We start from the raw sequence: 19250 nt of genomic DNA on the forward strand, positions 1-19250 counted from the left end.
AGCTAAAAACCAATTGTTATAAGTGAGTTAGAAAATAATCATTTTGGAGATAAGCAGCGCCATTTAAGGCCTCCAGCCCTGCGCGCATCCAATGCATTCGAAGAATATTTTCGATGCTCTCCATGCATACGGCTCTGCATGTCCCGACTTTGCTGGCTTAGCTTGAAAAGCTATAAAAATGTGCTTTTTAAGTATTTAAGCGCTGATACGGATTGCGCCTACTTTCGGCTCCTCAATGCCCGCCGTGATCAGGAGCCGCACCCATGAACCTTCCCTTCAAACGTGTCATCAGTCTGTTTGCCGCGCCGGCACTGGCGGGTCTGCTGGCGTTCTCTGCCCAGGCCGACGAGCTCAAGGAAATCAGGATTGCCGTGCCTGATCTGAGCGCCGGTACCCAGCACAGCGGCGGGGGCATCGTGGACGTGCTGCGCGATCAGCAGATTTTCGAAAAGGCTTTCGCCGATCAGGGCATCAAGATTCAGTGGAGCTTCTTCAAGGGCGCCGGACCTGTGATCAACGAGGCGTTCGCCAACGGTCAGGTGGATCTGGCCTATCTCGGAGATCTGGCGGCCATCATCGGCAAGTCCAACGGTCTGGATACGCGCCTGCTCAGCGCCAGCGCCCGGGGTGTGAAGCAATACCTGGGCGTGGTGCCGGGTTCGGGGATCAAGACGCTGCAGGATCTCAAAGGCAAGCGCGTGGCGATCTTCCGGGGCACCGCGACCCAGTTGTCGTTCGATGCGGCGCTGGCCAGCGTGGGCCTGAGCGAGAAGGACGTGAAAGTGATCAACCTCGATTTCAACGCAGCGGTAGCGGCGCTGGCGGCGAAGCAGATCGATGCGTCGTGGGGCAGCTCCGGGCTGACTGCATTGCAGGCCAAAGGCTTGGCCGAGTTGCCGCTTAACACCAAAGACCTCGGTGGCGCCGGCAGTGTGCAGTCGGTGCTGGTGGGTACCGGCAAGTTTGTCGATGGGCATCCGGAAGCCGTGGCAAAACTGCTCAAGGCGCAGCAGCAGGCGGTGGAGTGGTTGACTCAGGACAGCAACAAGGACGCTTACGTGCAGCTTGTGTCGGGACTGGCTAGTTATCCGCCAGTGATCCTCACCCAGGATCTGAAGGATCAGAATCTGAGCGAAGTGTTCCCGTCGACACTGGACCCGCTGTTCCTCGAAAACCTGCAGGGCAAGGTGGACCTGGCGGCGCAGCAGAAGCTGATCCGCAAGCCGTTCAAGGTGAACGAGTGGGTCGCGCCTGAGCTGGCGGCTGCGAAGCTCTGAGTCATGTGGTCATTCCCGCGCAGAGCGTGGGAATGACCCTCAAACCGCGACGCTGATCGCCTGTTTATCCACCGCCACCAACGTCTCGATCATCGCCCGCGCTGCCGGTGACAGCCGGAATCCCGTGCGGCTCACAATCCCGCACCGCGCATTCATGCTCTCCAGATTCTGCGGCAGATTGCGCCAATGCAGCAGCGCCAGCGAGCCTTGGGCGATGTCCTCGACAAACGCCTCTTCAGTGCCGACACCAATCGCGTTGGATTGCAGCACCACTTTCACCAGCGCCGGAAAGTGCTCGGTCTCGATGGTAGGCGAAAAGTCGATCCGTCCGCTGAGATTCGCCAGCAGTTTGCGAATGCCGGGCGGGATCAGCGTGGTCGCCAGCGGGTAGTCGAACATGTCGTTGGTCGACAGGCTTTCCTTGGCCAGCAGCGGATGCCCCGGCCGGCAGAAAAACACCCCGCGCTTGGGCGTCAGCGGCTGGGTCTGGAAGTTCGGGTCGGACTCGAAATGGCGGATGTCGGCGATGAAGAATTCGATCTCTTCGCGGCTCAGGGCGCGGCTGAGTTTTTCCCAGTTATCCACCTGAAAACAGGTGCGCACTTTCGGGTGCGCATTGATGAATTGCGCCACCGCGTCCGGCACCAGTTTCACCGCCGGCGCCGGGCCGCAACCGAAATGCAGTTCGCCGGCGTCGAGCTTGGTCATCTGCGTCACTTCGGCGCTGAGCAACGCCGCGCCCTGCACCAGGGTCAGGGCGTGTTGCAGCACCACTTGGCCTTCGGGTGTCGGGCGCAGATCCTTGTTGCCGCGATCCACCAGCACGCAGCCGAACTCCTGCTCCAGCCCTTGGATGCTGCGGCTGAATGCCGGTTGAGTGATGCCCATGGCGTCGGCTGCGCGGACAAAACTGCGGTGTTCGTTGAGGGCGATGAAGTAGCGCAACTGGCGAAGATCCATATGCTTTTCCGGCATCCTAAAAATAGCTCGAAGGCATTTGCGACGAGGTTGCTTGAGGTTTTAAATGCAAGCTCTTATTCCGTCAACGAAGCATGTGAATATCTATTAGATGTAAATGGAATATAGATAGAGCGTTGTTTCGCTGCCGTCCAACCGCAAGCAGTCGATGAGGGTCTACCCATGAGCAATGCCGCACTCGCTGTAAAACCCGCTGTCCACACGCTGGACATTCATCCGGTGGCCGGCCGTATCGGCGCCGAAATCCGTGGCGTGCAGCTGTCCGGTGAGCTGGATGCCGCGACGGTTGAAGCCATTCAACAGGCGCTGATCCAGTACAAGGTGGTGTTCTTTCGCGAGCAGACCCAGCTCGACGATCAACGTCAGGAAGCCTTCGCGCATCTGCTCGGCGAGCCGGTGGCGCACCCGACCGTGCCGTCCCGCGAGGGCACCCGTTATCTGCTGGAGCTGGACGGCGCCGAAGGGCAGCGCGCCAATTCGTGGCACACCGACGTGACCTTCGTCGATGCCTACCCGAAAGCCTCGATCCTGCGCTCGGTGGTGGCCCCGGCGTTCGGTGGCGACACGCTGTGGGCGAACACCGCGACCGCGTACAACGAACTGCCGACTGAATTGCGTGAGCTGGCAGACAAACTGGTGGCCGTGCACAGCAACGAGTACGACTACGCCTCCGTGAAGCCGGACGTGTCGGCGGAGAAGCTCGAGCGCTATCGCAAGATCTTCACCTCGACCGTCTACGAGACCGAGCACCCGGTGGTGCGTGTGCACCCGATCAGCGGCGAAAAGAGCTTGCTGCTGGGGCATTTCGTCAAACGCATCAAGGGCTATTCCCAGGCCGATTCGGCGCACCTGTTCGGCTTGCTGCAAAGTCATGTGATCCGCCAGGAGAACGTCGTGCGCTGGCGCTGGAAGGCCGGTGATGTGGCGATCTGGGATAACCGTTCGACGCAGCATTATGCGATTGATGATTACGGCACTCAGGATCGTGTGGTGCGTCGGGTGACGCTGAAAGGAGAAGTGCCGGTCGGGGCGAATGGGCAGCGTAGCCAGACCATCAAAGGGCGTGAGTAAGAGCAGAAGATCAAAAGCCCCTCACCCCCGCCCTCTCCCGGAGGGAGAGGGAGCTGACCGAGATGTCTGGCGCCATACATCGACCTGAAGGATCAAGTCGATTATGGATTCAGCAAAGCTCATACAGGTCAGCGCAAATCACCAATATCCCGCGGTCAGTCCCCTCTCCCTCCGGGAGAGGGTTAGGGTGAGGGGGCTCTTGCTCTTGCCTTCGCTCGATCACTACCAAACGCCAATCTGAACGAGCTTCTCGGTCTCGGGCTCCCCATAGCGAAACCGCTGCCCGCGCAAATCAATCTCCTGATGACTGATCGTCGTGCGCCGCTTCAGCCCGCGCACCCACTCGAACAGATACCCCGCATGCTCCTCGCGCACCGCCGCATACGCCGGATCCGCGCCCAGATCCTGCAGCTCCTGCGGATCATTCAACAGATCAAACAACTGCGGCCTAAAGCCGTCGTACCCCAGGTATTTCCAGCGTTCGCTGCGCACCATGGTCATGCGGCAACGGTCGATCGGCTGGCCCAGTCGCTCCCGCGCCGGGGCCTGGAAGGCGTAGTCGTATTCGCTGATCGCATAGCGGCGCCAGTCCGGGTTTTCACCGTGCAGCAGCGGAATCAGCGAGCGACCTTCCAGGCGATGCTCGGCCCCCGTCACGCCCAGCGCTTCGAGAAAGGTCGGCACGCCGTCGATGGTTTCCGCCAGTCGCTCGTCCACGGTGCCCCGTGTGACATCCGCCGCCGCACGCGGGTCGCGCACGATCAATGGAACGCCCACCGCCTGCTCCAGCAAAAACTCCTTCTCGCCCAGCCAGTGATCGCCCAAGAAATCGCCGTGATCGCTGGTGAACACGATCAGCGTGTCCTCCCAGCGGCCGTTGCTTTGCAGGAAATCGAACAGCCGCCCCAACTGATCATCGACCTGTTTGACCAGACCCATGTACGTCGGGATCACGTTCAGTCGTACCGGATCTTTGGAGAAATTCAGGCTTTCCTCATGCTGGCGAAAGGCCTGATAGACCGGGTGGTCGCTGGGAGAGGCATTACGTACCGGTTCGAGAATCGATTTCGTACTGTACAAAGTGTGGTACGGCGCCGGTACGATGTAGGGCCAGTGGGGTTTGATATAGGACAGGTGTAAAAACCACGGTTTTTCACCTTGCTCACCGATGAAGTCGATGGCCCGATTTGTAGTGTAGACAGTCTCAGAATGTTGCTCGGGAATTCGTGCCGGCAAATGGGCATTACGCATTTTCCAGCCGCTGAGGATTTCGCCGTTGTCGCCTTCGGCCGCGTTGGCCCAGTCATGCCAGGGGTTACGCCCTTCGAAACCCTGCTCGCGCAGGTAATGGGTGTAGGGCGCGGATTCGCGTTTGTCATCGAACAGCGGGTCGTCGGGGAAGATGCCGTCGTGACGGAAGTACGGCTCGAAGCCGACTTCGTTGAGCACTTCGGCCTGGGCGCTTTCGGGGTTGATCGCCAACCGCTGCAAGGCATCGACGTTGGCCGTGGCGTGGGTCTTGCCGACCAGCGCAGTACGAATGCCGTGGGGGCGCAGGTAATCGCCGATGGTCAGTTCTTCCAGCGGCAGCGGCACGGCGTTCCACGCCACTTGATGGCTACTGACATAGCGCCCGGTGTAGGCCGACATCCGTGATGGGCCGCAAATCGTGCCCTGTGTATAGGCGCGGCTGAAGCGCACGCCGGCGGCGGCCAGGCGATCAATGTTCGGGGTGTGCAGGTGCGGGTGGCCGTAGCACGACAGGTAATCGCGGCGCAGCTGATCGCACATGATGTACAGCACATTGCGCACGGGGTTTTGCGGGTTGGACATGGGGTTCACCAGTCAGAAAGACAGGCGAGGTTTTTCGCTTTCGGCGAGGGTGTTCGGCAAGTGCATTCGGGGAATGCTTGCCATGCATGAAACGCATGGGCTCAGACGGCGAGGTTCGCCAGTGAACACACCTCCTCATCCACCGCATCGATCGCCTTGATCTGCTCGATCATCGCCTCGGCCAACGGTGACAACCGATACCCGGCGCGGCTGACAATTCCGTAACGGGTGTAAAGCTCCTCCAGATCATCCGCCAACCCTTCGACCTTCAAGCACACCAGTTCACCCCGCGCTTGATGCAGTGCATCCGAATAGGCACCGACGATGCCGATCGCATCGGAGCGCAGCACCACGCCGAGCAGGCTGGCGCTGTTCTCGCACTCCACGTTCGGAACGAAATCCGGGCGGCCACTGAGGTCAACGATGACCTTGCGCAGGTTTGGCGGGCGAATGCTGACGGCCAGTGGATAACTCATCAATTGCTCGGCGGTGACCCGATCCGATGCGGCCAGCGGATGCCCGGCGCGGCAGCAGAAATGCCATTTGCGCGGCCTCAACCGGTGGGTCAGATAATCCGGATCTGCCTCGAAGTGCCGAGTGTCGGCAACGAAGAATTCGAACTCTTCGCTCAGCAGCCGTTTGCTCAGGCTCTGCCAGTCATCGACCTGGTAATGCACTCGCGCTTTCGGGTAGCGGCCGATGAAGCTGCCGATCGCTCGGGGGATCAATCCTGCCGCTGGCGCCGGGCCACAACCGAAGCGCAATTCCCCCGCCTCCAATCCGTTGAACTGGCTGATCTCGTTGGCCATCTGCTGCGCACCGCTGACCAGTCGCCGCGCGTGTTCAAGCAGCACCTGGCCCTGTTTGGTCGGCGGCAATTCCTTGCGTCCGCGATCCACCAACTGACAACCGACGCTGTGTTCCAGCGCCTGAATGCTGCGGCTGAATGCCGACTGCGACAGGTTCACCGCCTGCGCGCCCGCGACGAAGCTGCGTTGTTCGGCGAGGGCGATGAAGTGTCTGAGTTGGCGCAAGTCGATATGCATTTTTCACATAAAAAATATCCGGGAAATGCATTGGATATGCATTAGGTCGACTCCTTATAAAGGCAATCTCTTATGCAGTAAATCTTTGTAAAAACATAAATAAATAACTCAAAAGAATATGCGGCACGGAAGATGTCTGCGTGTTTTTTGACCAGGAGCAGCCCCATGAGTCCGTTGAACCTCGCTTCACCGCCGCCGCCACGACGGCTCAAACGTCTGCCTCTGGCCCTGTTGCTGGCGGGGAGTGCCAGCTGGACCCACGGCTACGCCGCTGAAACGCAAACCCCTGTGCCAGCACCGGCCGGCAAGACCGCGACCGCCACTTCGCAACTGGAAACCGTGACCGTCACCACCCGCCGTCGCGAAGAAAGCTCTCAGGATGTGCCGACGCCAATGAGCGTGGTGAGCGGCACGACTTTGGAGACGCAACGGGTCTACCGAATCCAGGATCTTCAGCAACTGGTGCCCAGCGTCAACGTCGCCTACATGCATGCGCGTCAGTCCAGCGTGTCGATCCGGGGGCTGGGCAACAACCCGGCCAGCGATGGTCTGGAAGGCAGCGTCGGCCTGTACATCGACAACGTTTACCTGGGTCGCCCGGGGATGGCGGTGTTCGATCTAATGGACATCGAACAGCTCGAAGTCCTGCGCGGGCCGCAGGGGACGTTGTTCGGCAAGAACACTACCGCTGGGGTAATCAACATCAGCACCCGCGCGCCGAGTTTTACCCCGGAGCGCAGCATCGAAACCTCGGTCGGCGAGGACGGTTATTTCCAGACCAAGGGCACGATTTCCGGGCCGCTCAACGATGTGCTGGCCGGGCGTTTGTCGGCCTATCGCACTCGTAGCGCCGGCGACATCAAGAACGAATTCAACGGCCATGATCTGAACGGCGGTTCCCGCGACGGTTTCCGTGCGCAGTTGCTGTTCAAGCCCAACGAAAACTTCAACCTGCGCTGGATCGGTGATTACAACGAAGAGGATTCCAGCGCCGGCACCCGCGTGCTGTACAACACCGGGCCGACCATCAATGGCGTCAATCTCTACTCGGCCCGCGCCGCCGCTGCCGGCGCGACGCTGGTCAACGGCTCGCACCGCAAGGTCAATCTGGACAATGACCAGCACGTCACCGTGCATCAGGGCGGCACGTCGGTGGAGGCCAACTGGACCCTGCCGAGCGACTTCACCCTGACCTCGGTCAGCTCCTACCGCTTCTGGAATTTCACCCCGCGCAACGATGATGGCCTCAACGTGCCGGCAACCTACAACGCCGGGGTGTCGGTGGAGGACAAACAGTATTCCCAGGAATTTCGTCTCGCCTCGCCCAAGGGCGAGTTCTTCGATTACGTCCTCGGTGCCTACTATTTCGGCTCGGACCTGGACAACAAATCCTTCGCCTATTACGGCCCGCAGGCAGACATCTGGAACGGCACGCCACGGGGCGCGCTGGCCAACGTCAACAGCGTCGGCCGTGGCCATATCAAGACCGACAGCTTCGCGCTGTTCGCCCAAGGCACCTGGCACCTGACCCCGCGTCTGGATTTCACCGCCGGGGTGCGTGGCACCTATGAAGAGAAGAACGCCTGGGTCAATCGCGACGCGCCGGTTGGTGGTGCTGCTGTCACGGGTGCCGCCGCCACCGCGCGACGCGGCCGGACTGGCGCCTACGATTCCGGCGACCTGAACCAGTACAGCTCCAGCCCATCCGGATTGCTCAACCTCAGCTATCGCTTCACCGATGATCTGCTCGGCTACGCCACCTTGTCTCACGGTGAAAAATCCGGTGGGGTCAACCTTGTGGTCGGCTCGGCCCCGACCGCTGGTGCCGACTCGTTGCTTATCGGTACCGAGCGCGCCAACAACGCCGAACTCGGTTTCAAGAGCACGCTGTGGGATCGCCGTTTGCAGCTCAACGCCAACGTGTTCTGGACTCAGGTCAACGCTTACCAGACCAACGCCTACGACGACGTCAACCGTGTGCAATACCTGACCAACGCCGGTTCGGTGCGCTCGCGCGGCGTGGAGTTCGAGAGCACCGTGATCCCGTTGCGCGGCCTGACGCTGAACTTCAACGGCTCGTACAACGACGTCAGTTACCTCTCGTACAAGGACGCGCCGTGCCCGCCGGAAGTCAGCCAGGCACCGGGTGCTCCGGCCTCTTGCGACCTCAGCGGCCATCAGGTGGTCGGCGCCTCGAAGTGGATCGGCAACGCCAACGGCAAGTACGAATGGAATCTGGATAACGGCCTGCAGCCTTACGTCACCGGCAGCTACGCGTTCCGCTCCAAAGCGGTGGGCACGGTCGAAGATTCCGACTATGGCCAGATCCCGAGCTATGCGGTGGTCAATCTCTCCACCGGCCTGCGCGGCGATTTCAACCAGGGTCAGTGGGACATCTCGCTGTGGCTGAAAAACGCCTTCGACAAAACCTACTACACGACCCTGTGGACCGGCGGCAACGGCGGCTATGAAGGTTTGCTCGGAACGCCGCGCACCCTCGGCGTCACCGGTCGCTACGACTTCTGATCGATCCTTCAAGGAGCTGCATCATGTTGCGCATCAAAACCGCTATACCGGTGTTGTTGTCCGGCGCAGTGCTCAGTGCCGGGGCGCTCGCCGCGCCCAGCGTCTACCCCACCGGCGTCACCCGTTACGACCCGGCCAAGGCCTTCAATCAATATGTGATCTTCAGCGGTGCCGACAAGCAGACGCACCTGATCGACATGAACGGCCACGAGGTGAAGAACTGGCCGCAATCAGGTTTTCCCTCGGCGATCATCGACCCGCAACTGGTCGGTGGCGAGCGCGGTCATGTGTTGCTGCAACTGAGCGAAAAGGATCCGGGCAAGCTCGGTTCCGCCGGCAACGGCCTCGGCAATCAGAGCGTCGGTGAACTGGACTGGAACGGCAAAGTCGTCTGGCAGTGGGGCGACAAGGCCCCCGGTGGCGCTGCGCAACAGCATCACGATCAGCGTCGCCTGAGCAACGGCAACACCGTGGTGCTGGCGAACAAGGTGCACCAGGTCAAAGGCTTCAAAGTGCCCGAGGTGATTGACGATGCGATCTATGAAGTCAGCCCCGCCGGCGAGGTGAAATGGCAGTGGCTGGCGTCGGATCACTTGAACGAATTCGGCTTCACCGCCGAGCAGTTGAAGCTGGTTCGCGCCAGTGAAAATCCGGATTACCTGCACATCAACAACCTCAGCCTGGTCGGGCCGAACAAATGGTTCGATGCCGGCGACAAGCGCTTCAATCCGGACAACCTGCTGATCGATTCGCGCAACGCCAACTTCATCGCGATCATCGACAGGCACAGCGGCAAAGTGGTCTGGCGCCTGGGGCCGAATCTGCCGCTGGCCAATCCGAAAACCGCGCAGAAAATCCCGCGCCCGGTGGACCAGTTCGTCGGCCAGCATGACGCGCACATCATCCCGGCCGGACTGCCCGGCGCGGGCAATCTGCTGGTGTTCGACAACCAGGGTTCGGCGGGTTACCCGAACGTCACGCTGGGGCTGATTTCCGGCTCGCGGGTGCTGGAGATCGACCCGGTGAAAAATGAAATCGTCTGGCAGTACAGCGCGGCGAATTCGAAGCAGCCGGGGTGGGCGTTCTACAGCTCGTTCATCAGCAGCGCGCGGCGCTTGCCCAACGGCAATACGCTGATCGATGAAGGCATGAACGGGCGGTTCTTCCAGGTGACAGCCAGCGGTGAAAACGTCTGGGAATACGTCAGCCCTTATCTGGGCAAGGCGCCGGGCAGCGACGCGATCAGCAACTGGGTCTATCGGGCCCTTCCTGTGAGTTATGACTGGGTGCCGGCAGGAACGCCGCGCTCGGAAACGGCAGTGATTGCGCCGGCCATTGGTGTACAGCAGACCAATGCCAGTCGTTAGTTATTAAGAGTCTTCCGAATCGAAATAAGTTATGAGTGACATGAATAGTGCATATAGCAATTTCGTTGAAAAGTCGCGTGGACAATAAATGAATGTCCAACCATCCTGAGTGTCGTGAGTTTCCAGGAGGAAACTTGCTCTCATCGGAAGACACTTATCCAACGATAAAGGAAATCTCGTTATGTCGAGCATTAATGGCACTTATGTGAATGCCAACTCTGGCGCCAAGCTGGTTATCACCGACGGTAATGATTCCAATGGCAGCTTCAGCGGCACCCTCAGCCAGGGTGGCGTGAATTACGACATCCGTTACGGGAACTACCACTTCCAGAACAGCACCGGCAACCCGACCACAATCGCGGTGCTGGCTCAGAACGGAAATAGTGGTTATCAGACCTGGACGCTGTTTTCGCCTGATCACAACTACGCGAAACTCCGGGCTACCGGCTCCCGCGTGAACTTCGATGGTGAAGTTGTGAACTTGGGTGGTGAGTTTCTGAAGCAATAAGAAATTCCGTAAATCGAAGGCCGATGCATTAAACATGCATCGGCCTTTTTGTTTGCCTTTTAAAAAGTTCGTCAACTATCAACTTGGTATTAGTTGTCACTGAATCCCGGGTCACCGATAACCCGATGCCTTGGATGAATACTTTTTATGCCGGGAAAGCATGTCGATTCCGGCGAATCGCTGAAAGCCTTGCGGGCCGTGGCTTTGGCGGAAATGACTGTTTCGTATATTCCATAAACATCTATTCATAACATGAAAGATTACTTTCGGAGATAAGCGTCTAGCCCAATGATTGACCCATCGATCACGCCGTGGGGGATTCAACAAGCGGCGAATCGGCTACGCGAAAAAACGCAAAGAGACCGCAGGGAGTAAAGCAATGGGCAATGTCCAGACCGCCGCCAGTGCACAGGAGGTGCTGTGGCGCCAAGCGCCGAGTGGCGAGTTGGTCGATCTCGGCCGGCCCCATCGCGTGCCGTTGGGGCAGCTGCGTTTGCAGCGCGCGCCCAAGGGCATTCTGAGCCGCCGCGAAACGATTCTGCTCGGCGTTCTGGCGCTGGTGGTGCACGGCGCGGTGATCTACTGGATCAACCAGCATCCGACACCGGCGCTGCCGATCGTGCCGCCGGAAATTCCTCCGATGACCATCGAATTTTCGCGCCCGGCGCCACCGGCACCACCTGTGGTTGTACCGCCGCCACCGGCACCGGTGGTCGAGCCTCCGCCACCGGTGGAGGACGAACTGGCAACCAAGCCGCCACCAAAACCGAAGCCGATTCCCAAACCGAAACCGGTCGCCAAACCCGTACCGAAACCGGCGCCAAAAGCCGTCGAGCAACCACCGGCTCCGCCACAACCGGCAGACCCGGTCGCCGCGCCCGCGCCACCTGCACCACCGGCACCTGCTCCGGTGACGCCGGCCTCGGCCAACGCGGCGTACCTGAAGAACCCGGCGCCGGAGTATCCGTCGCTGGCCCAGCGTCGCGGTTGGGAAGGCACGGTGTTGCTCCGGGTGCACGTACTGGCCAGCGGCAAACCGGGCGAGATCCAGATTCAGAAAAGCAGTGGCCGGCAACAGCTCGACGACGCGGCGCTGGACGCCGTGAGGCGCTGGAGCTTCGTGCCGGCCAAGCAGGGTGATGTCGCCCAGGACGGCTGGGTCAGCGTACCCATCGATTTCAAGATTCATTAAACCGAAACCAATTTCGCGCTAAACGTTTACACGAGGGAATACATCATGACGTTACTGGCATCTCCACTGGAATCCATCGAAAGCGCGGTGATCTGGCTGCTGGTGGTCTTCTCTGTCGCCACTTGGGGCCTGGCATTGCTCAAGGCTTTGCAGTTCGGCCGGTTGAAGGCGCAGGACCGAAAATTTCACAAACGCTTCTGGGCGGCGTCGAGTCTGGACTCCGCCGCCGAGTTGAGCGAAACCCAGCCCGGCGCGGCAGCGCGGGTGGCACAGGCCGGTTATGCGGCGATACAAGTGGGCGAGGCGCCGCAGGCCAATGACCTGAGCCAGGCGATCAACCATCAGGATCGCCTCGAACGTGCCTTGCGCCAGCAGATCGTCCGCGAGCGCCGTTCGCTGGAAACCGGTCTGGCGGTGGTCGCGAGTATTGGCAGCACCTCGCCGTTCATTGGTCTGTTCGGCACGGTGTGGGGAATCATGGAAGCGTTGAAAGGCATCAGCGCGGCAGGTTCGGCGAGCCTGGAAACGGTCGCAGGGCCCATCGGTGCAGCGCTGGTCGCCACCGGGGTGGGGATCGCGGTCGCGGTGCCGGCGGTGCTGGTTTACAACTACTTTTTGCGTCGTCTGAAACTGACGGCGGCGGACCTGGACGACTTTGCCCACGACTTCTACAGCCTGGCGCAAAAGAGCTCGTTCCGCGTACTGATCCACCCGACCGCGCACAAGGCTGCGGCCCAGGGCAACGCAACAAAAGTGAAGGAGGCGTCCTGATATGGCCTTCTCCACGCAAGACAGCGACGAGGTGCTGAGCGAGATCAACGTGACGCCGCTGGTGGACGTGATGCTGGTGCTGTTGGTGGTGTTCATCGTCACCGCGCCGCTTTTGACCAACGCGATACCGATCAACCTGCCGAAAACCGAAGCGGTGGCGCCGGTCGAGCAGAAAGACCCGTTGGTGGTGAGCATCGACGGTGCTGGAAAACTGTTTATCAACAAGGACGAAATCCAGCCGGACCTGCTGGAGTTCAACCTCAAGTCGGCCAAGGCCAAGGACCCGGAAGTGCGCGTGCAATTGCAGGCCGACGACGGGGTGAATTACGGCGAAGTGGCGCGAGCCATGGCTTCGATTGAGCGGGCGGGCATCACCAAGCTGTCGGTGATCACTGCACGATAAGGGTTTCACGTTTTTCCGGGGCCGTCTCCTTGGCAGGGTGCGGCCCCTTTTTTTGCCGAATGCTTAATATGCTTTTCAGGTCTTAATAAATAGCTTCTTATTCCTTAACGAATATATATCCCGTCCCTATACTCGTTCAGGAACAGACACGACGCAGGAGAGCTCCCCCATGCGCAACGAATCAATCCGTTATCTGATTGTGCCGGGCTGGCAAGGATCGCCAGAAGATCATTGGCAAACCCACTGGCAGAACAGCCTGCCCAACAGCGCGCGGGTGGAGCAGGCCGACTGGCTGACGCCGCGTCGTGAAGACTGGGTCGCGGCGCTGGCCGAGGCGATTGCCGCCGACAGCTCGCCGGTGATTCTCATTGCTCACAGCCTGGGCTGCATCACCGTGGCGCACTGGGCTGCTACTGCGCCACTGCATCATTTGCGTCAGGTGCGCGGGGCGCTGCTGGTTGCGCCGGCAGATGTCGAGCGCCCGGCGTGCGTGCCGGCACTGCGCAATTTCGCACCGATCCCGACCGATCTGCTGCCATTCCCGAGCCAGGTCGTCAGCTCCGACAATGACGCCGCCGTCAGTGCGCCGCGTGCGCTGGAACTGGCGCGCAACTGGGGCGCCGAGGCGGGGATTCTCGCGGGCGCCGGCCATATCAACGTGAAGTCCGGGCATCAACGCTGGGAGCAGGGATTCGCTTATCTGTATCGCCTGCAAAACCGCATGGAACACCACGCCCGGCGCCGTGCCTGATCACTTTTATTTTTTCAACGCCCCCGTCTCCCGGCGATTTGGGGCGGGAGTCTGCCATGAGTTTTGAAACCTTCGGCCAGCCGTTGCTGACCTTTCCCGATGCGGAAAAAAGTCCCCTGAGCATTCGCGCCAAGGCGCTGGTGTTTGTCGATCCACGCTCGCGCCAGTTGCGCGAGGAAATGGCGCAGCTCGCACCACGCTCGATCTCGGTGTTGATTCGCGGCGAGACCGGCACCGGCAAGGAATTGCTCGCCCGCCACATCCACCGCGCCAGTGATCGCAGCGGGCTGTTTGTCTCGGTCAATTGCGGCGCCATCAGCCCGACCTACGCCGATGCCGAATTGTTCGGCTACGCCGCCGGCAGCTACAGCGGCTCGGCCAGCAGTCGCGCCGGCTGGTTCGGCTCGGCCAACGGCGGCACCTTGTACCTGGACGAGATCGGCGACCTGCCGCTGCCGATCCAGATCAAGTTGCTTTCCGCCCTGGAAAACCACGAAGTCACCCGCGTCGGTGCGCATCAACCGAGCCCGGTGGACGTGCGCCTGGTAGCGGCGACCAGCATCGATCTGGCGCAAGCGGTGGCGGCAGGGAAATTCCACGAGCGGCTTTATCACTATCTCAGCGAAGGCCATCTGGAACTGCCAGCGTTGCGCGCTCGGGTCGGCGACATTCTGTCGTTGGCCGAGTACTTCCTCGGCATTTACAGCCAGCGCCTGGACCTGCCGGTGCCGCTGATCAGCGAGGCGGCGCAACAGGTGCTGGAGCAACACAGCTGGCCGGGCAACACCCGGGAGCTGGAAAACGTCATTCATTTTGCGCTGCTGGTGAGCACCGGCGACGAAATCCTGCCGGAGCACCTGAACCTGCCCGAGGTGTCTGGGCCGCTGGTTCAGATCGAACGTCAGGTGGCGAGCGTCAGCCTCAACGGCACCGTCGACGAACGTAAGGCATTGAAAGAATTGCTGTTGAGCCTGAGCGAGGCGTTGTAACCATTTTGTTCAACATGAACAAAATGGAATATGAAGCTGAATAAACGTTATTGTCCGGGAATAAAAAATCCCGGTATTGTCCGCTTCACGCCAGCAGTAGCACATCGCTGGCACACGTATTAATGCCGTCGTCGATGACGACCGTGATTTTCGATAAGGACACTGCATGAAAAAGGTTCTGTTGTTTACCGCATTGGCGGCTGCTCTGACTGCTTCCCTGGCCCAGGCCGGCGAGAAACTGGTGATTGCTGCGACGCCGGTACCGCACGCCGAGATCCTCGAACTGATCAAACCGACCCTCGCCAAAGAAGGCGTGGATCTGGAAATCAAGGTCTTCACCGACTACGTACAGCCGAACGTACAGGTGGGCGAGAAGCGTCTGGACGCCAACTACTTCCAGACCAAGCCTTACCTGGACAGCTTCAACGCCGGCAAATACAAGGACGACAAGGCCAAGTACTTGGTGACCGTGCAAGGCGTTCACGTTGAACCGTTCGGTGGCTATTCGAGCAAGTACAAGGCCCTGGCTGAACTGCCGGACGGCGCCACCATCGCCATTCCGAACGAAGGCAGCAACAGCGGTCGCGCTCTGATCCTGCTGCAGAAGGCTGGCCTGATCGAGCTGAAAGATCCGAAGAACGCCCTGGCGACTCCAAAAGACATCGCCAAGAACCCGCACAACTTCAAGTTCAAGGAACTGGAGTCGGCCCTGCTGCCGCGCGTTCTGAAAGAAGTCGACCTGGACATGATCAACACCAACTATGCACTGGAAGCCAAGCTGAACCCGACCAAGGACGCCCTGGTGATCGAAGGTGCTGATTCGCCTTACGTGAACTTCCTGGTTGCCCGTGAAGACAACAAGAACAGCGACGCCATCAAGAAACTGGCCGCTGCCCTGACCAGCCCTGAAGTCAAAGCGTTCATCGAGAAGAAGTACAACGGCGCGGTACTGCCGGCGTTCTGATCCGACGCAACAGCAACCCCCTTCAAGGTTGAAAAAAACGCCGATGATCAGCGATGGTCATCGGCGTTTTTTTTTGCGTGTGGATAACTCAGGCAGCGCTGGTTTTCAGCGCCCTGCGCAAGGCCACCAGCCATTTCACGAAATCCTGCGGGTCCGGTCGCTGCGGCACTTTTACGTCCATGTTCTCTTCCTTGTTATGGGGTTGGCCGGGGGAGTCTGGCCAAAAGCTGTTCGTCCTTGGAGGGCTTTTACGAAAAAAAGATCCGTCCTACAGCGAAAGGAAAAATAGCCTTCTTATTCTGTCGGAGCAAACCCGCAGGATAGTTTTTTGCGTGATATCAATATGCTTTAACGGTATTTAAATTCTTTTTCTTATACCTTTAAAGTCGGTGCCTGCCGGACAGTTACCCGCTGTCCATGGACTGCACCACCGTCGCTTACCGAGCGGCGTCAGGATGTTTCATGACCTTCGATTACGCATTTATCCTCAGCACCCTGCCGGCGTTTCTCAAGGCCGTGGGCGTGACGCTGCAGGTCGGTTTGATTGCCATTGGCACCTCGCTACTGGTGGCGCTGCTCAATGCGACGATTCTGGTGTTCCGCACGCCTTACCTGCAAAAACTGGTCGGGCTGTATGTGGAACTGGCGCGCAACACGCCGCTGCTGATCCAGTTGTTCTTCGTCTACTTCGCGCTGCCGGCCCTGGGGATCAAGGTTTCCGGATTCAGCGCCGCGATCATCACCATGACGTTTCTCGGCGGCGCCTACCTCACCGAAGTGCTGCGCGCCGGTGTCGATGCGGTGCCTCAGGCGCAGCTTGAATCGGGCCGCTCAATCGGCCTGTCCCACGGTCAGCTGCTGCGCTACGTGATCCTGCCGCAAGCGGGGATCCTCAGCCTGCCGTCGCTGTTCGCCAATTTCATTTTCCTGCTCAAGGAGACCACCGTGGTCTCGGCAGTGGCGGTGCCGGAAATTCTCTACACCACCAAAAGCTACATCGCGCTCTACTACAAAACCTACGAAATGCTCGCCGTGCTGACGCTGATCTGCGTGCTGCTGTTCCTGCCGCTGTCGCTGCTGTTGAGCCGTCTGGAAAGGAGGCTCCAGCATGGCCAGTTCGGGTCTTGAACTGCTCTGGGTGTCGTTGCCGCAACTGGCCAAAGGCGCCGGGCAAACCCTGTCGATCTCGTTCCTCAGTATCGCCATCAGCACCGTCGGCGGCGTGCTCTACGGCGTGCTGCGCACGCTCAACGTGACGTGGCTGAACGCGCTGCTGCGGATCTATCTGGAGCTGTTCCGGGCAATCCCGGTGCTGGTCTGGTTGTACCTGCTGTTTTTCGGCCTGCCTATTTTCTTCGGCCTGAGCCTGCCGAGCTTCTGGTGCGCGGTGCTGGTGCTGTCGCTGTGGGGCGCCAGCGAGGTTGGCGAAGTGGCGCGCGGTGCGCTGCATTCGTTGCCGCGCGGGCAGCGTGAGGCGGGGCTGTCGATCGGTCTGAACGCGGCGCAGCTCTACGGCTACGTGTTGCTGCCTCAGGCGCTGAAACGCATGACGCCGCCGACCATCAACGTCTACACGCGGATCATCAAGACCAGTTCGCTGGCGGTGCTGATCGGCGTTGTCGATGTGATCAAGGTCGGCCAGCAGATCATCGAGCGCACCTACGAATCGGTGCTGATCTACGGCGCGCTGTTTCTGTTTTTCTTTTTTATCTGCTACCCGCTGTCGGCCGCCTCGCGCGTGCTGGAGCGGCGCTGGACGCAAGCATGAGCGCATTGATCGAGTTTCAGGGTTTCAACAAATTCTTCGGCGAACAGCAGGTGCTCAAGGGCATCGACCTGCAGGTGAAGTCCGGCGAAGTCATCGTCATCCTCGGCCCCAGCGGCTGCGGCAAAAGCACCTTGCTGCGCTGCCTCAACGGTCTGGAAACCGCCCACAGCGGTCACCTGAAGTTCGCCGGCCGTGAATTGCTGGACAAGGCCACCGACTGGCGCGAAGTGCGTCAGCAGATTGGCATGGTGTTCCAGAGTTATCACCTGTTTCCGCACATGAGCGTGCTCGACAATTTGCTGCTCGGCCCGCTGAAAGTGCAGAAGCGCGAACGCCGCGAAGCACAGCAACAAGCCGAAGCGTTGCTCGCGCGCGTCGGCCTGGCGGACAAGCGCGACTCCTTCCCGCGCCAGCTCTCCGGCGGCCAGCAGCAACGCATCGCCATCGTCCGTTCGTTGTGCATGAACCCGCGGGTCATGCTCTTCGACGAAGTCACTGCCGCCCTTGATCCGGAGATGGTCAAGGAGGTGCTGGAAGTGATTCAGGGCCTGGCCCGCGAAGGCATGACCCTGTTGATCGTCACCCACGAAATGGCCTTCGCCCGCGCGGTGGCCGATCGCATCGTGTTCATGGATGGCGGGCGCATCCTTGAGCAGAACCCGCCCGAGCTTTTCTTTACGAACCCGCAAACCGCACGCGCGCAGCAGTTCCTGGAGAAGTTCTCCTACGTCGAAGCGCTGACTTCAACGACTTCGCCCACAACGTCTCAAACCAAGGAACTGGAACTGCCATGAAAACTGCGAAAGCCTTATTTGCTTTACCGCTGATCAGCCTTGCGTTGCTGGCCGGCTGCAACAAGACCGAAGAACCGGCCAAGCCGAAAGTCGCCACCGAAAGCACAGCACCGGCCGGTTACCTGGACAAGATCAAAGCCCGCGACAAGCTGATCGTCGGCGTATTCACCGACAAGCCGCCGTTCGGTTTCGTCAACGAAGCGGGGCGTTACGTCGGCTTCGATACCGACATCGGCCGTCAATTCGCCAAGGATCTGCTGGGCGATGAAAACAAGGTCGAGTTCGTGGCCGTGGAACCGGCGAGCCGTATTCCGTTCCTGCAAAGCGACAAGGTCGACCTGATCCTCGCCAACATGACCGTGACCCCGGAGCGCAAGGAAGCGGTGGAATTCACCAACCCGAACCTCAAGGTCGCGGTGCAGGCGCTGGTGCCCCAAGGCAGTGAGGTGAAAAAGCTGGATGACCTGGCGACCCGCACCACCATCGTCACCACCGGCACCACCGCCGATATCTGGCTGACCAAGAACCACCCGGACTGGAAACTGCTGAAGTTCGAGAAAAACTCCGAGTCCCTGCAAGCCCTGGCCAACGGCCGTGGCGATGCCTACGCGCAGGACAATCTGGTGCTGTTCAGCTGGGCCAAGCAGAACCCGGGCTACCGCGTGCTGGACGAAAAACTTGGCGCCGAAGCGCCGATTGCCCCGGCGGTGAAGAAGGGCAATATCGAATTGCGCGACTGGGTGAATACTGAACTGGCCAAGCTTGGTGAGGAGAAATATCTGCTCAAGCTGTATGACCAATATGTGCGTAAAGAGCTGAGTGATGACACCAAGCCCGAGAGCGTGATTGTTGAGGGTGGGAAGTGGCAGGGCTGATTGCCTGACAGGTCGGCGGTGAGGATGCAGAGCAACCCCTCACCCCAGCCCTCCCGAAACGTCGGACCGCCCGGAGGGAGAGGGAGCCGACCGAGGTGTTTTGAGAGTTACATCGACCTGAGACACCGAGTCGATTA

The 19250-nt window shown here is 60.0% G+C and carries 18 protein-coding genes; 15 read left to right on the plus strand and 3 right to left on the minus strand.

The genetic code is table 11. The features are described 5' to 3' along the window. Positions 1 to 263 precede the first annotated feature (263 nt). The gene (locus CAF74_RS10375; protein ID WP_011331920.1) at positions 264 to 1277 is read left to right on the plus strand and encodes an ABC transporter substrate-binding protein; all 1014 of its coding nucleotides are present in this window, start codon (positions 264 to 266) and stop codon (positions 1275 to 1277) included. 39 nt (positions 1278 to 1316) lie between these two features. Here the strand turns inward: CAF74_RS10375 and CAF74_RS10380 are convergent, their stop codons facing one another. After that, positions 1317 to 2237, minus strand: coding sequence for a LysR family transcriptional regulator (locus CAF74_RS10380; RefSeq protein ID WP_041475105.1), 921 nt, complete (start codon positions 2235 to 2237; stop codon positions 1317 to 1319). Between the two features lie 180 nt (positions 2238 to 2417). Between CAF74_RS10380 and CAF74_RS10385 the strand changes: the two genes are divergently transcribed. Beyond that, positions 2418 to 3326, plus strand: a complete 909-nt coding sequence (locus tag CAF74_RS10385) for a TauD/TfdA family dioxygenase (protein ID WP_085746311.1) — start codon at positions 2418 to 2420, stop codon at positions 3324 to 3326. A gap of 222 nt (positions 3327 to 3548) precedes the next feature. Here CAF74_RS10385 and CAF74_RS10390 read toward each other — a convergent pair whose 3' ends face one another. Continuing rightward, positions 3549 to 5159 (minus strand): alkaline phosphatase family protein, encoded by a 1611-nt coding sequence (locus CAF74_RS10390; RefSeq protein ID WP_085746312.1) that lies wholly within the window; start codon positions 5157 to 5159, stop codon positions 3549 to 3551. A 101-nt stretch (positions 5160 to 5260) separates the two neighbouring features. Continuing rightward, entirely contained in the window at positions 5261 to 6205 is a 945-nt protein-coding gene (locus tag CAF74_RS10395; RefSeq protein ID WP_039764502.1) for a LysR family transcriptional regulator, read from the minus strand. A gap of 165 nt (positions 6206 to 6370) precedes the next feature. Here CAF74_RS10395 and CAF74_RS10400 point away from each other — a divergent pair, with 165 nt between their 5' ends. The 13 genes from CAF74_RS10400 to CAF74_RS10460 all read left to right on the plus strand — a co-directional run bounded on the left by CAF74_RS10400 (position 6371) and on the right by CAF74_RS10460 (position 19113). Continuing rightward, on the plus strand, positions 6371 to 8731 hold the full coding sequence (locus tag CAF74_RS10400) for a TonB-dependent receptor (protein WP_085746313.1): 2361 nt from the start codon (positions 6371 to 6373) through the stop codon (positions 8729 to 8731). Between the two features lie 23 nt (positions 8732 to 8754). After that, positions 8755 to 10098, plus strand: coding sequence for an aryl-sulfate sulfotransferase (locus CAF74_RS10405; RefSeq protein WP_085746314.1), 1344 nt, complete (start codon positions 8755 to 8757; stop codon positions 10096 to 10098). Between the two features lie 181 nt (positions 10099 to 10279). Beyond that, positions 10280 to 10606 carry a hypothetical protein gene (locus tag CAF74_RS10410; RefSeq protein WP_039764506.1) on the plus strand — a complete coding sequence of 109 codons (327 nt, stop codon included), beginning with the start codon at positions 10280 to 10282 and terminating at the stop codon, positions 10604 to 10606. A 379-nt stretch (positions 10607 to 10985) separates the two neighbouring features. Then, positions 10986 to 11798, plus strand: a complete 813-nt coding sequence (locus tag CAF74_RS10415; RefSeq protein ID WP_085746315.1) for an energy transducer TonB — start codon at positions 10986 to 10988, stop codon at positions 11796 to 11798. Between the two features lie 45 nt (positions 11799 to 11843). Next, positions 11844 to 12569, plus strand: a complete 726-nt coding sequence (locus CAF74_RS10420; RefSeq protein WP_007952775.1) for a MotA/TolQ/ExbB proton channel family protein — start codon at positions 11844 to 11846, stop codon at positions 12567 to 12569. A 1-nt stretch (position 12570) separates the two neighbouring features. Next, complete coding sequence (locus CAF74_RS10425) at positions 12571 to 12972, plus strand: biopolymer transporter ExbD (RefSeq protein WP_003220570.1); 402 nt, start codon at positions 12571 to 12573, stop codon at positions 12970 to 12972. A 169-nt stretch (positions 12973 to 13141) separates the two neighbouring features. Beyond that, on the plus strand, positions 13142 to 13723 hold the full coding sequence (locus tag CAF74_RS10430) for an alpha/beta hydrolase (protein ID WP_007952774.1): 582 nt from the start codon (positions 13142 to 13144) through the stop codon (positions 13721 to 13723). 56 nt (positions 13724 to 13779) lie between these two features. Next, positions 13780 to 14712 (plus strand): sigma 54-interacting transcriptional regulator, encoded by a 933-nt coding sequence (locus CAF74_RS10435; RefSeq protein ID WP_085746316.1) that lies wholly within the window; start codon positions 13780 to 13782, stop codon positions 14710 to 14712. A gap of 166 nt (positions 14713 to 14878) precedes the next feature. Further along, positions 14879 to 15676, plus strand: a complete 798-nt coding sequence (locus tag CAF74_RS10440) for a MetQ/NlpA family ABC transporter substrate-binding protein (protein ID WP_085746317.1) — start codon at positions 14879 to 14881, stop codon at positions 15674 to 15676. A gap of 462 nt (positions 15677 to 16138) precedes the next feature. Next, on the plus strand, positions 16139 to 16804 hold the full coding sequence (locus CAF74_RS10445) for an amino acid ABC transporter permease (RefSeq protein WP_074689410.1): 666 nt from the start codon (positions 16139 to 16141) through the stop codon (positions 16802 to 16804). Beyond that, positions 16785 to 17444, plus strand: a complete 660-nt coding sequence (locus tag CAF74_RS10450) for an amino acid ABC transporter permease (protein WP_007952770.1) — start codon at positions 16785 to 16787, stop codon at positions 17442 to 17444. Before CAF74_RS10445 ends, CAF74_RS10450 begins: the two co-directional genes overlap by 20 nt. Next, positions 17441 to 18238, plus strand: coding sequence for an amino acid ABC transporter ATP-binding protein (locus tag CAF74_RS10455; protein WP_085746318.1), 798 nt, complete (start codon positions 17441 to 17443; stop codon positions 18236 to 18238). Before CAF74_RS10450 ends, CAF74_RS10455 begins: the two co-directional genes overlap by 4 nt. Further along, positions 18235 to 19113: a transporter substrate-binding domain-containing protein gene (locus CAF74_RS10460; RefSeq protein ID WP_085746319.1), complete on the plus strand. Its 879-nt coding sequence runs from the start codon at positions 18235 to 18237 to the stop codon at positions 19111 to 19113. The genes CAF74_RS10455 and CAF74_RS10460 overlap by 4 nt, the downstream gene beginning before the upstream one ends. Positions 19114 to 19250 lie beyond the last annotated feature (137 nt).

It is taken from the genome of Pseudomonas sp. R45(2017) (assembly GCF_002112305.1).
In the GTDB taxonomy this organism is placed as follows: Bacteria; Pseudomonadota; Gammaproteobacteria; order Pseudomonadales; family Pseudomonadaceae; genus Aquipseudomonas; species Aquipseudomonas paraglycinae.